This is a genomic window from Flavobacterium sp. ZB4R12 (assembly GCF_048276375.1).
GTDB classification, from domain to species: Bacteria; Bacteroidota; Bacteroidia; order Flavobacteriales; family Flavobacteriaceae; genus Flavobacterium; species Flavobacterium gawalongense.
On the sequence record NZ_JBLNKS010000030.1, the window covers coordinates 1 to 13,016 of the forward strand.

The window sequence follows — 13,016 nt, forward strand, 5'->3', positions numbered from 1 at the left end:
TTCAGGACGAGACAAACAGTTTGATTCACCAAGTAAAAAAATCCGTGTAAATCGGTATAATCCGTGTTATCTGTGGGCTAATATTTATGCTTTATAAATGTACAAACGACGAAAATTATATTCGAAATGATTTTAGTCCGCATTACGGATAGTCATATAATATTTTGAATTAATGCTACTTAATTGAAATACAGAATAGTTAACAAAGTTGCAATTGCAATAAATATCCAAAGCAAAATTCCTTGAAACAATGGTTTTACACCAACGGATTTCAATATGCTTCTGTTCAATCCTGCTCCGATTAAAAACAAGGTCAGTGTAAGTCCAATTTTAGCAATTGAAACCAAATATGGAGCAATTATTGCTGTTTTTGAAACATAATTATTCATTACCATTGCCAAAATAAATAATCCAATAAAATATGGGATTTTGATTCTGCTGGATTTGTTTTTGAAAACAACAGCGGTAATTAAAGCTACCGGAATAATCCATAAGATTCGAGCTAACTTTACCGTTGTGGCTATTTGCAATGCTTCAGGTCCAAATTTACTGGCTGCGCCAACTACAGAACTCGTGTCATGGATGGCAATGGCACACCACAATCCAAACTCCTTTTGTGATAAATCCAACCAATGACCCACTGCTGGAAACAAAAATAATGCAATTGAATTCAAAATAAATATCACTCCTAAAGCAATTGAAGTTTGTTTATCCTCAGATTTAATTACCGGAGCAATCGCAGCAATCGCACTTCCTCCACAAATTGCGGTTCCACAGGAAATCAGATGAGCCGTTTTCTTTTCAATTTTTAGCCATTTCCCTAAAAAAGTTCCCAGAATTAAAGTGCTTAAAATAGATGCAACAGTAAACAAGAAACCTTCTTTACCAGCCGATAAAGCACTGTTAACATTCATTCCAAAACCCAAACCTACCACAGAAACCTGTAGTAGAATGTTCGTTGCTTTATGGTTGAGATGTAAAAAAGGATGTCCGGAAAGATTCGCTACAATCAAGCCTAATAATAAAGCAATTGGTGGGGAAACAAAAGTAGTCATGCAAAATAATAACAATACACCAAAAATGATTTGTTGCTGTATTGTGCTTATTTCGAAAAAAAGCGGTGAAGGCTTTTGAATTAATTTTTGATTTGTTTCCAATGTAAAGTAGTTGAATTATTACTATACAAAGGTGAATGGATTAATCTGTATTAACCAATCGCAAAAAACAATCTGCTATAACTTTAAATTATAATAACTTGATATGTTTTTTATAAATAATTCAGATAATGCATCAACCTTTCCTTGTAAAGTAATGATATAGAAAAAGCGTTCAATCACAAAATTATCAATATCCAGAATAATCAATTCGTTATTTTTAAGCTCTTTTTCTATAGCATGAATGGAAATAAAAGCAACACAATCAGAATTCATTAAATAGGATTTTATACTTTCTGGACTTCCCAACTGCATTTCAATTTTCAATTGCGAAAGATTAATTCCAAAAGGTTTTAAGGCGTGTTCAATAACTTCAAGTGTTCCAGAGCCTTGCTCCCGAGTTACAAATCGCAGGTCTTTCAAATCCTCTAATGTAACTTGTTCTTTGTTTACCAAAGGATTGCTGCTATTGCAAACCAGAACTAATTCATCTTTTAAAAATTCGGTATATTTAATAGACTGATTTTTAGATTGCCCTTCTACAATTCCAATTTCAATCTCTTTATTTAATAATGCCTTTTCAATTTGCTCCGTATTTCCGTTCAGTAGATTCACTTTAATATCCTGCAATTTTTGATGAAAGCGGGCCAAAAGTGGTGGAATTATATATTGAGAAATTGTTGTGCTGGCTCCTAATCGAAGTAATCCCTTTTGTTGATTGATAAGCGCACTCATATCAAAATCAATTTCTCTATAGACTTCAAATATATTTTTGGTGTGTTTTAGCAATACTTCACCAGCATTGGTAAGCGAAATTTTCGAACCGTTTCTTTCAAAAAGTTTGATTTTATATTGTTCTTCTAACTCTTGAATGTGCTTTGAAATGGCGGGTTGCGTAATGAATAACTCTGTTGCTGCTTTTGTAAAACTCAATCTATTGGCGACAGTAAAGAATACTTTTAATCTAAAATCCATATTTGTATTTTTATTTATCATTACTTTATTTTAAAAAAAGCCACAAATTTCACGAATTTTGCACGAATTAAGACGAACTATTTTTAAGTTACTTTAATTCTTTGTTGTCAATTTTTAATAATTAAAATTAATGCTGAATTTGTGTAATTCGTGGCAAAAATTATAACTTAAGTAATGAGATTGAAATAATGTCATATTTGTTTTTTAACTCAACCTCAGTCTTTATTGAGGGTTTGACATTATAATATGCGACAATATATCGTTCCTATTACTTAATCTACAACAATCCGTTATATTTTCTAACAAACCATTCTGTCGAAAGAAAAATAAAAATTAAAACAAGTAACCAAACCCAATCAATCAAAGGTGTTTTGGTCACATTATTCTTTTGAACGGCTTTGTATTCTTCATTATCCAATAGTGATTTTATCAATACATCTATCTGATCCGGGAAATAGGCTTTCCCTTCTGTTTGTGTAGCTAATTGTGTTAGTTTCTTTACATCAGGATTAACGAATTGTTTTTCTATATCAAAATCCAGAATTTCAAAATGACTGGAATAGGTTGTTTTTGAATTCAATTCTTTTACCGAAAAATCATAATTTCCAGCCGTAAGTCCATCAAGATTGACTTTATAAGAATTATTGCTTTTTAGTAAATCGTAATTTTTTGTTTGTTTCGTTTTGGTATCAGTTGCAGCAATAGTTAAACTTGCTTTCTCATCAAACTCATAGTTTTTATTGAAATATTGTGCGGAAATTTCAATTGCTTCTCCTGAATTATAGAAACTTTCATGTTCAACAACCAATGATTTTTTTGAATTATTAGAAGCTAAAAATTGGATAATCTTGTCTATAAAAACATCAAACTTCTCAAAGGATTGCTTATCAATATGACTTTGCAAACGCCATTTCCAACTATTCTCCCCTAAAAAATAAGCCGTTCGCTTGCCTTGATTTTCAGTAAAAGCCAATAAAGGAGCATTAGTATCTACATTTCTAATTTTGGAAGAAAGCAATACCGAAACATTTCCATTTGTAGTAACATTTCCAAAAATATTTTGCAAAGGAGGGAAATTTTCGAAACCAATATTATCAATTGCAAAGAGATTAAATTGAGAATTAAATTCTGCCAAATAATCTTCTTTTTGACCACTCATTTTGAATGACAAATTATTCTGTTGTTGATTCAAAAAATTAAAATCAGTATTGTTTCCGGTAATAATGAATGTGTTAATTCCAGCTAATTTTGTAGTATCAAAAACCGATTTAAATTCAGCTGTGGGTTGGTATAAAATTAAAATAGTATAATCTTGTAATAATTTGATATCATTAGGTTTAATTAAAGTTACTTTACGTTGCGCATTAGTTTCAATTGCATGTTTCAAAGCACCGATATCCGGATGATTTATAGCTGAAACAATAGCAATGTTAGTTTTTTGGTCAATTACTTCTACCGCAAAATTCTTGGTATTATTATACGTATTTTTCTCGTTTTCTTTAGATGAAATCGTGGCTTTAAAAACCTGTAAACCGACTTTATTTGCAGGTAAAAGGACATTTATAATAGCCGTTTTTTTTGATGGTGAAAATGAAATACACTGTTTACTAATAACCGAATTTCCTTGCGAAATAATAAAATCTGCAGTGCTATTTTTAGTTCCAGAATAGTGCAAAAATGCTTCTACAGGAAATTTATTTTTGTGAAAAGCATATTTATTTACATTCAGTTGATTAATCTTAAAATCTAAAAAAGTAGTTGTATCTCCCACAATTAATGGGTATACTTTATTGGCTGCATCAAAACCATATACATAATCACTTCCTGAAGTTTGATTTCCGTCGGTTATGATTACGGTTGGAAAAAAAATATTTTTATTAATGCTTTTAAGGTTTTTAGCTACGGCATCCAGATTGGTTTGGGTTCCTTTAAAATCAAATAGCTCTGATTGTTGAAATTCACCATCAAATTGATAGGATAGAACATCGAATTTATCTTGCAAGGCTGAATTTAAAATCAATTTTTTATACAATTCTAATGCTTTTTCTTTAGCATTTAAAAAAGAAATGGAACTGGAATTATCTACAACAATAGACAATGGTGTTTTTACGGTTTCAAGTGTGTTCTTAGTAATTATTGGATTGATTAAAAGCAACAATATTCCAAAAATGGACAAAAAACGTAAAAAAGCCAGAAACAAACTGACTTTCGATTTGTTTTTGGCTTTATATAAATATTGGTAAAATGACAAACTACCGGCTATTACTAAAGAAAGTACTATTAATAAAATGGTAGTTGTAGTCATATACCTGAATTCAAAGATTGAAAGATTGAAAAATTTAAGAATTTAAAAACGAATACTCAACAAACAATTTTTAAATCTTTAAATTGTGTTAAGTAAGCATTCCTCCACAAACATTCATAACTTGTCCAGTAACATATGCACTCATATCTGAAGCAAAGAAAAGACACGCATTCGCAACATCTTCGGTAGTTCCACCACGTTTCAATGGGATTCCGTCTCTCCAACCTTGTATCACATCATCACTTAATTTTGCAGTCATCTCCGTTTCAATAAATCCTGGAGCAATTGCATTACAACGAATATTACGAGAACCTAATTCAAGCGCCACTGATTTTGTAAAACCTATAACTCCGGCTTTTGATGCAGCATAATTGGTTTGACCCGCATTCCCTTTCACGCCTACTACACTACTCATATTGATGATTGAACCAGCACGTTGTTTCAAAAATGTTCTTTGAATTGCTTTAGTCATATTGAAAACCGATTTCAAATTAACATCAATTACTTTGTCAAAATCTTCTTCGGACATGCGCATCAAAAGATTGTCTTTAGTAATTCCGGCGTTGTTAATTAGAATATCAACAGTTCCAAATTCAGCTAAAACCGCATCCACAAAAGTTTGTGCTTCATTAAAATCGGCTGCATTGGATTGATATCCTTTAGCTTTAATACCAAGCGCATTTAATTCATTTTCAAGAGCCAAAGCTGATTCTACTGATGAACTATAGGTAAATGCAACATTTGCACCGTGTTTTGCAAAAACTTCTGCAATTCCTTTTCCAATTCCGCGGCTCGCGCCTGTAATTATGGCAACTTTTCCTTCTAGTAATTTCATATTATAATGATAAGTATGTTTATTATTTTGATGTACAAATATAGATTATTTAGGCGTTTTATGAAATTTGTAGTACAAAAAAAGCCTTACCGAAGTAAAGCTTTTTTTAATAATTTTTGAAAATGTACTAAAAAGCTACATTCCATTTTGGCAATCTTCCATTCTCATCAAGAAAATTTTGTAATACTTGTCCTTCTACGAATGTTGGTATTGCTTTTGTCTTATCGTTAAATGTTTCATACCAAACCACTTCAAGTGTACTGATATCTTCGATTTTCATTTGTGCTGGCCAAGAATATTTTCTCCCTGTTTTTGCAAATTGGTGTCCTTCTACAATTTTATCTTTTAAACCACCATTTTTAATTTTCAAAGTTCCGTTATTCTGAACAGTTCCAGTAGAACCAACCATAATTAACTCTTTTTCATCCCCTACCGAATAAACTAAAAACACTCCAGATCCTTCTGAAGCATTACAAACTTCTTCTAAACTATCGTCTATAGTGAATGAAAACTGATTGCTAACTTTGAATTTTTTTAACTCTTTGTACATAATATTTTATTTTTATTTGAATTGGTTTCTACAAAAAAATACCCCACAAAATCGTGAGGTTCATTAGAAACCATTCGTTTATGTTTGCTCTTATTTGGATTACATCTGAAAAAACAGATCAATTTAATAAAGTGCAAAGATATTTCTTTAATTCAATTTATAATAAAAAAGCCCCACAAATTGTGGGGCTTTTAAAATATTTAATTTAGGTTAGATTATCCTAAAACTTCTTTTACTTTTTTACCAATTTCAGCTGGAGAATCTACAACGTGAATTCCACATTCTCTCATGATTTGTTTTTTAGCTTCGGCAGTATCGTCAGATCCACCAACAATAGCACCTGCATGTCCCATAGTTCTTCCTGCTGGAGCCGTAACTCCTGCAATGAACCCGACAACTGGTTTACGGTTACCATCAGCTTTGATCCAATGAGCCGCATCAGCTTCTAATTGCCCTCCAATTTCACCAATCATTACGATACATTCTGTTTCTGGGTCATTCATCAATAATTCTACTGCTTCTTTTGTCGTTGTTCCAATTATTGGATCTCCACCAATTCCAATTGCAGTAGTTATTCCTAATCCTTGTTTTACAACTTGGTCAGCTGCTTCGTAAGTTAAAGTTCCTGATTTTGAAACAATACCAACAGTTCCTTTTTTGAAAACAAAACCTGGCATAATACCTACTTTTGCTTCACCTGGCGTAATTATACCTGGACAGTTCGGACCTATTAATCTAGAATTTCTTTCCTTAACATAACTATTTGCTTTTATCATATCAGCCACAGGAATTCCTTCAGTAATTGCAATAATTACTTTTATTCCTGCATCTGCAGCTTCCATAATTGCATCAGCAGCAAAAGCTGGTGGTACAAAAATGATAGTAGTATCAGCTCCTGCTTGTTCTACAGCATCTTTTACAGTATTGAAAACGGGCCTGTCTAAGTGAGTCGTCCCACCTTTTCCTGGAGTTACACCACCAACAACGTTAGTACCGTACTCAATCATTTGAGAAGCATGGAAAGTTCCTTCGCTTCCTGTAAATCCTTGAACAATTATTTTGGAATCTTTATTAACTAAAACACTCATGATATATATTTTATGTAGTTTTTAAAATTGTGATGCAAAAGTAAGGTTTTGTAAATTATTTTGAAGCTTTTTTTTGTCAAAATATATTATGATAATTGACTCATTTGATACCCTCTGAACAATTTATTGTCTTTTATTTGCCAAATAGCTATAAAATGTGCCAATAACATTTCTTCTCTGGGATTTTCTATTGTTTTTACAAAATGAGAATAACGTACCGAAATTAAATCATTTTCTGCTATAATATGACTTATTCTCACTTTAGATCGAACATATGCTTTGCTTAAATCATTGGCTAAATTTAATAACGAATCATAATTGAGCTCAATAAATCCTTTACTGCTATTCCATTCAACAATTATGTCTGGATGCAAGAAATCTTTCATGACTTCACTATCAATTAAAGCATCAGATTTATAAAATTTCTGAACGATTTCTTTAGCAGACATAATTATTTTAGTTTATTTAGAATTTCTGGTATCTTTTTGATATTAGCCAGTTGTTTCAATTTTTCTCTTGATTCTTCAATTGGCGTACCAAAGTAAGATTTACCACCTTCTACTGATTTTGTAACTCCTGTTTGACCAAGAATGACTGCCTTCGCTCCTATTGTAATTCCGCTAGTGGTTCCTACTTGCCCCCAAATAGTAACTTCATCTTCAATAATTACACAACCTGCTATTCCGGTTTGTGAAGCAATCAAACATTTTTTTCCAATCACGGTATCATGACCTACATGTACCTGATTGTCAATTTTAGTTCCTTCTCCAATGGTTGTATCACCTGTAACTCCTTTATCAATGGTACAAAGTGCTCCAATACCAACATTATCTTTAATGACTACCCTTCCACCTGAAAGTAACTGATCGTAACCTTCGGGACGTTTTTTATAATAAAAAGCATCAGCACCCAAAACTGTTCCTGCATGAATAATTACATTATCTCCAATTACGGTATGATCATATATAGAAACATTAGAATGTATTAAACAGTTTTTTCCAATAACTACATGATTTCCAATAAATGTATTAGGCTGTATTACAGTTCCTAATCCAATAGAAACTGAAGCAGCTATTGAAACATTTGAAAACTGAAAAGGCTTAAAAAAATTAGTTAATTTATTAAAATCCCTAAAAGGATCGTCAGAAATTAATAATGCTTTTCCATCCGGACAATCAACGTTTTTATTTATTAAAACAATAGTCGCTGCTGAGTTCAACGCTTTATCATAATATTTCGGATGATCAACAAAAACAATATCGCCTGATTCGACAACATGAATTTCATTCATTCCTGAAACAGGAAAATTAGCATCACCCACATATTCACAGTTGATGATATTTGCAATTTCTTCTAAAGAGTAAACTTTTTGGAATTTCATAAATTTAGTGTTCAGTATTCAATGTCCAGTATTCAGTTTGACTGCAAACTGAATACCGAAAACTGTAATTTACTCTTTTACGCGTTCCATGTAAGAACCTGATGTAGTATCAATTTTAATTTTGTCTCCTTCATTGATAAACAAAGGAACATTTACAGTTGCACCCGTTTCAACAGTTGCTGATTTTGTAGCATTTGTAGCTGTATTTCCTTTAATTCCTGGCTCGGCATAAGTCACTTCAAGAACTACTGATGCTGGCATATCTACTGAAAGAGGCAAATCAGTCTCCGTATTGATACTTACCATTACATTTTCACCTTCTTTCAACAATCCTGGTGAATCCAAGATGTTTTTATTCAAAGAAATTTGCTCAAAAGTTTCCGTATTCATAAAATGAAACAAATCACCTTCTGGATATAAATATTGAAATTTATGGTTTTCTACTCTAACTTCTTCAATTTTATGTCCTGCAGAAAAAGTATTATCCAATACTTTTCCATTGGTCAAACTTCTTAGTTTTGTTCGAACAAAAGCAGGTCCTTTTCCTGGTTTTACGTGAAGAAATTCTATGATTTTGTAAATATCGTTGTTGTATTTAATACACAATCCGTTTTTAATGTCTGATGTAGATGCCATTTTTTTTTGTTTGTTTTTCCCCACCCCAGCCCTCCCCGAAGGGGAGGGAGACTGGATGGAAATGTGTTACTTATTATTTTATACTATTGTTTTATATTTTGGTTCTTCGCCAAAAGTAGTGGAAAACTAAGTTAGGTCGTTTAGGAATGGAAATTAAACTTTAAATAAACACTTATTTTTAAAGGATATTTTGCGATAATTACGAAATTTATTCATTGGTAAATTAATGTTTTTTTTGAATTCCACTACTTTTGGCGAAGAGCCTTTATTATTTTGTACTACGTTATATTTTTTGCAATATAGTTACGTTTACACTCCCTTCCCTTCGGGGAGGGCTGGGGTGGGGATTAGTAGTTCCCAGAATATCCTTTCATTATTCCTCTTGACGAATTTCTGATAAAATCAATAATTTCATCTCTTTCTGTTGTTGCTTCCATCTCTGCTTCGATAATATCTAATGCCTGAGAGGTATTATAATTTTTCTGATACAGAATTCTATAGATATCCTGGATTTCTCTGATCTTTTCAGTTGTAAAACCACGTCTTCTTAATCCAACAGAATTAATTCCAACATAAGATAAAGGTTCTTTAGCCGCTTTTGTATATGGCGGAACATCTTTTCTTACCAAAGAACCACCTGATATCATCGCATGATCTCCTATACTAATAAATTGATGAATTGCTGCCAACCCTCCAATAACCGCAAAATTACCTACAGTAACGTGACCAGCCAAAGCTACTCCGTTTACTATAATTGCATTATCACCTATGTGACAATCATGCGCAATATGTGCCGTTGCCATAACTAGGCAATTATTACCTAAAGTAGTTTGTCCGGATGCAATCGTTCCTCTGTTAATGGTTACACATTCTCTAATCGTACAATTATCACCAATTATCGCTAAAGAATCCTCACCTCCAAATTTCAAATCTTGTGGGACTGCTGAGATTACCGCACCAGGGAATATATTACAGTTTTTTCCAATTCTCGCGCCTTCCATAATGGTAACATTTGAACCTATCCAAGTTCCATCTCCAATAATAACATTATTGTGGATAGTGGTGAAAGGTTCTATAACAACATTTTTGGCGATTTTTGCGCCAGGATGAACATATGCTAGTGGTTGATTCATCAGCTTTTTTTTATTTTTATATTTATCAGAATAAAAACATCAACTACTTCTTTTTCAGATGCAATTGTAACGTTTTTAATCCAAATCTATTGTTTTTTTGCAATTTGTGCCATTAATTCCGCTTCAGCAACTAGTTTCCCATTTGCGTAAGCATTCGCTTGCATATGACAAATTCCTCTTCTGATAGGCGTTATTAAATCACATTTAAAAATCAAAGTGTCACCTGGTAATACTTTTTGTTTGAATTTGACATTGTCTATTTTCATAAAATAAGTCAAATAATTTTCAGGATCTGGAACCGTACTTAATACTAAAATTCCTCCTGTTTGTGCCATTGCCTCAACAATTAAAACACCAGGCATTACTGGAGCTTCCGGGAAATGTCCAACAAAGAAATTTTCATTCATTGTAACGTTTTTCATACCCACAACATGACTTTCAGACATTTCAATAATTCTGTCGATCAATAAAAATGGAGGTCTATGAGGAAGAACAGCCATAATTTTATGAATGTCCATTAAAGGCTCTTGATGTAAATCATAAACTGGAACATAATTTCTTTGTTCTATTTTTATAATTTTCGCCATTTTTTTGGCAAATTGTGTATTCACAAAATGTCCAGGTTTATTGGCGATTACTTTACCTTGTATTTTAGTTCCAATTAAAGCTAAATCACCCACTACATCAAGCAGTTTGTGTCTTGCCGCTTCATTTGGATAGTGCAACGTAAGATTGTCTAAAATACCATTCGGTTTAACGGTTATTTCGTCTTTTCCAAAAGCGACTTTTAAACTCTCCATGGTTGATGCCGAAATTTCTTTGTCTACATAAACGATGGCATTATTCAAATCACCTCCTTTTATTAAACCATTTTCCAATAATGATTCTAATTCATGTAAAAAGCTGAAAGTTCTGGATTCAGATATTTCAGTTTTAAAATCAGCAATGTTTTTCATTGTAGCATTTTGAGTACCCAATATTTTTGTACCAAAATCAACCATTGCAGTAACCGAATAATGATCACTTGGCATCACTAATATTTCACTACCTGTAGCTTCATCAGTAAAAGAAATAACTTCTTTTACCACATATACATTTCTTTTGGCATTTTGTTCTTCGATTCCTGCTTTTTCAAGGGCTTCAACAAAATATTTAGATGACCCATCCATTATAGGCAGCTCTGAAGCATTTAGTTCTATAATAACATTGTCCAAATCACAACCAATTAATGCTGCTAAAACATGTTCTGGTGTTTGAATTTTAACCCCAAGTTTTTCTAAATTGGTTCCTCTTTGGGTGTTTACAACATAATTTGCATCAGCCTCAATAATAGGTTGTCCTTCTAGATCTATTCGAACAAAAGTAAAACCATTATTGACTGGAGCAGGTTTAAAAGTCATTTTAACTTCTTTTCCTGTGTGTAATCCAACTCCAGTTAGCGAGATTTCTGTTTTGATGGTCTTCTGTTTAACCATTTTTTCCATTTTTTTGGTTTAATATTTGTTTTTTTAATTCCTCTATTTCTGCAACAATTTTAGGTAAATTCTTGAAATATACATACGATTTACTAAAATCATTGTATCCAAATGTAGGACTTCCTTGCAAGATTTCGTCATCTTTTATGTTTCTTCCTACACCAGATTGAGCCTGAATCCGGACATTGTTACCAATGTTTAAATGACCCGCAATTCCTACCTGCCCACCAATCATTCCGTTTTTGCCAATTTTTGTAGAACCGGCAATACCAGTTTGAGCGGCAATTACTGTATTTTCTCCTATTTCGACATTATGGGCAATCTGAATTTGATTGTCAAGCTTCACTCCTTTTCTTATAATTGTAGAACCCATTGTAGCCCTGTCAATTGTAGTACAGGACCCTATATCAACATTATCCTCAATAATTACATTTCCTATTTGTGGAATTTTTGTATAAGTTCCGTCAGGATTTGGAGCAAAACCAAAACCATCAGCACCTATTATTGCTCCAGAATGTATCGTGCAATTATTTCCAATAATTGTCTCCGAATAAATTTTTGCGCCAGCAAATAATATCACATTATCTCCTATTGTTACATTATCTCCAATGAAACAATTAGGATATATTTTTACATTTTCACCCAAAATTACATTCTGTCCCACATAACTAAAACTACCAAGATATAAATTATCTCCGTATTTTACGCTTTGCGAAAGGAAAGAAGGTTGCTCTATCCCACTTTTATTTAACTTTACCTGATTGTAAAATTCTAATAATTTAGAAAATGCCGCATAGGCATCTTGCACTTTTATTAATGTTGTGGCTAGAGGTGATTCCGGCACAAAAGTATCATTAACAATTGTTACAGAGGCTTTTGTGGAATATATATAATTAAGATATTTAGGATTTGACAAAAAAGTAAGTGAGCCTTCAGCCCCTTCTTCGATTTTTGACAATCTAAAAACTTCTGCCATAGGATTCCCAACAACTTCTCCTTCTAAAATCCCTGCTATTTGTTCTGCTGTAAATTTCATTGCGACAAAAATATAAAAAAATAGATTTTAAATGTTCATTTTATGCAAGTTGTTTTGGGAAACATATATAATACTTGGTCACCAATTTAGATAACGATTTTAAATTCAGCTGATCAGAAGATTCTATAACGTCTTCAATTGTTCTGTCTTTTTTCAAAATTCGTATCGGTTCGGCTTCTTTACTATACGCTTGGTTTTTTATTTTACCTTTAAAAATAAAATAATTGGTTTCCAATAAAGAAATATTATTGTCCAACGCAAAACGTTCTTTCAACGGTTGTAACTCTTCTATCGCAACTTTTTCGCTGGTTAATTTTATTTTTAATAAATCATGCGAATCAAGGGTTGAAAAAAAAGAAAGAAATAACTTTCAATTAATTTGTTTTAAAGTCTGATAATCAGTATATTTAAGGTGTATTCAACGCACTTTTAAACATATGATTAATCA

General features: G+C 32.2%; 12 protein-coding genes and 1 pseudogene. All 13 read right to left on the minus strand.

Translation table 11 applies throughout. The annotated features are described in order from the left end of the window. Positions 1–179: 179 nt before the first annotated feature. Entirely contained in the window at positions 180–1,055 is an 876-nt protein-coding gene (locus ACNO7W_RS15985; protein WP_417938878.1) for a YeiH family protein, read from the minus strand. Positions 1,056–1,232: 177 nt separating this feature from the next. Continuing rightward, positions 1,233–2,129, minus strand: coding sequence for a LysR family transcriptional regulator (locus ACNO7W_RS15990; RefSeq protein WP_417938879.1), 897 nt, complete (start codon positions 2,127–2,129; stop codon positions 1,233–1,235). Positions 2,130–2,406: 277 nt separating this feature from the next. Further along, positions 2,407–4,434, minus strand: coding sequence for a hypothetical protein (locus ACNO7W_RS15995; protein WP_417938874.1), 2,028 nt, complete (start codon positions 4,432–4,434; stop codon positions 2,407–2,409). Between the two features lie 88 nt (positions 4,435–4,522). Continuing rightward, a complete protein-coding gene (gene fabG, locus ACNO7W_RS16000) occupies positions 4,523–5,269 on the minus strand; it encodes a 3-oxoacyl-[acyl-carrier-protein] reductase (protein WP_417938875.1) in 747 nt (248 codons plus the stop codon). A 127-nt stretch (positions 5,270–5,396) separates the two neighbouring features. Continuing rightward, positions 5,397–5,819, minus strand: coding sequence for a hypothetical protein (locus tag ACNO7W_RS16005; RefSeq protein ID WP_314896715.1), 423 nt, complete (start codon positions 5,817–5,819; stop codon positions 5,397–5,399). Between the two features lie 215 nt (positions 5,820–6,034). After that, complete coding sequence (sucD, locus tag ACNO7W_RS16010) at positions 6,035–6,907, minus strand: succinate--CoA ligase subunit alpha (protein ID WP_143388913.1); 873 nt, start codon at positions 6,905–6,907, stop codon at positions 6,035–6,037. Positions 6,908–6,993: 86 nt separating this feature from the next. After that, positions 6,994–7,356 carry a nuclear transport factor 2 family protein gene (locus tag ACNO7W_RS16015; protein WP_143388914.1) on the minus strand — a complete coding sequence of 121 codons (363 nt, stop codon included), beginning with the start codon at positions 7,354–7,356 and terminating at the stop codon, positions 6,994–6,996. A gap of 2 nt (positions 7,357–7,358) precedes the next feature. Next, positions 7,359–8,288 carry a UDP-3-O-(3-hydroxymyristoyl)glucosamine N-acyltransferase gene (locus ACNO7W_RS16020; RefSeq protein ID WP_417938876.1) on the minus strand — a complete coding sequence of 310 codons (930 nt, stop codon included), beginning with the start codon at positions 8,286–8,288 and terminating at the stop codon, positions 7,359–7,361. Positions 8,289–8,357: 69 nt separating this feature from the next. Then, the gene (efp, locus tag ACNO7W_RS16025) at positions 8,358–8,924 is read right to left on the minus strand and encodes an elongation factor P (protein WP_143388916.1); all 567 of its coding nucleotides are present in this window, start codon (positions 8,922–8,924) and stop codon (positions 8,358–8,360) included. Positions 8,925–9,271: 347 nt separating this feature from the next. Beyond that, a complete protein-coding gene (gene lpxA, locus ACNO7W_RS16030) occupies positions 9,272–10,057 on the minus strand; it encodes an acyl-ACP--UDP-N-acetylglucosamine O-acyltransferase (RefSeq protein WP_143388917.1) in 786 nt (261 codons plus the stop codon). An 86-nt stretch (positions 10,058–10,143) separates the two neighbouring features. Further along, positions 10,144–11,532, minus strand: a complete 1,389-nt coding sequence (locus ACNO7W_RS16035) for a bifunctional UDP-3-O-[3-hydroxymyristoyl] N-acetylglucosamine deacetylase/3-hydroxyacyl-ACP dehydratase (RefSeq protein ID WP_143388918.1) — start codon at positions 11,530–11,532, stop codon at positions 10,144–10,146. Further along, positions 11,525–12,568 carry a UDP-3-O-(3-hydroxymyristoyl)glucosamine N-acyltransferase gene (lpxD, locus tag ACNO7W_RS16040; RefSeq protein WP_417938877.1) on the minus strand — a complete coding sequence of 348 codons (1,044 nt, stop codon included), beginning with the start codon at positions 12,566–12,568 and terminating at the stop codon, positions 11,525–11,527. The genes ACNO7W_RS16035 and lpxD overlap by 8 nt, the downstream gene beginning before the upstream one ends. Positions 12,569–12,608: 40 nt before the next feature. Next, positions 12,609–12,905, minus strand: a pseudogene (locus tag ACNO7W_RS16045) (phosphohydrolase); the annotation flags it as partial. Positions 12,906–13,016: the final 111 nt, after the last annotated feature.

Excerpts from the sequence above, each read along its gene's own strand:
- ACNO7W_RS16035 (WP_143388918.1), bottom strand. The coding sequence starts at position 11,532 with ATGGTTAAACAGAAGACCATCAAAACAGAAATCTCGCTAACTGGAGTT.
- ACNO7W_RS16015 (WP_143388914.1), bottom strand. The coding sequence starts at position 7,356 with ATGTCTGCTAAAGAAATCGTTCAGAAATTTTATAAATCTGATGCTTTA.
- efp (WP_143388916.1), bottom strand. The coding sequence starts at position 8,924 with ATGGCATCTACATCAGACATTAAAAACGGATTGTGTATTAAATACAAC.
- ACNO7W_RS15990 (WP_417938879.1), bottom strand. The coding sequence starts at position 2,129 with ATGGATTTTAGATTAAAAGTATTCTTTACTGTCGCCAATAGATTGAGT.
- fabG (WP_417938875.1), bottom strand. The coding sequence starts at position 5,269 with ATGAAATTACTAGAAGGAAAAGTTGCCATAATTACAGGCGCGAGCCGC.
- lpxD (WP_417938877.1), bottom strand. The coding sequence starts at position 12,568 with ATGAAATTTACAGCAGAACAAATAGCAGGGATTTTAGAAGGAGAAGTT.
- sucD (WP_143388913.1), bottom strand. The coding sequence starts at position 6,907 with ATGAGTGTTTTAGTTAATAAAGATTCCAAAATAATTGTTCAAGGATTT.
- lpxA (WP_143388917.1), bottom strand. The coding sequence starts at position 10,057 with ATGAATCAACCACTAGCATATGTTCATCCTGGCGCAAAAATCGCCAAA.
- ACNO7W_RS15995 (WP_417938874.1), bottom strand. The coding sequence starts at position 4,434 with ATGACTACAACTACCATTTTATTAATAGTACTTTCTTTAGTAATAGCC.
- ACNO7W_RS15985 (WP_417938878.1), bottom strand. The coding sequence starts at position 1,055 with ATGACTACTTTTGTTTCCCCACCAATTGCTTTATTATTAGGCTTGATT.
- ACNO7W_RS16020 (WP_417938876.1), bottom strand. The coding sequence starts at position 8,288 with ATGAAATTCCAAAAAGTTTACTCTTTAGAAGAAATTGCAAATATCATC.
- ACNO7W_RS16005 (WP_314896715.1), bottom strand. The coding sequence starts at position 5,819 with ATGTACAAAGAGTTAAAAAAATTCAAAGTTAGCAATCAGTTTTCATTC.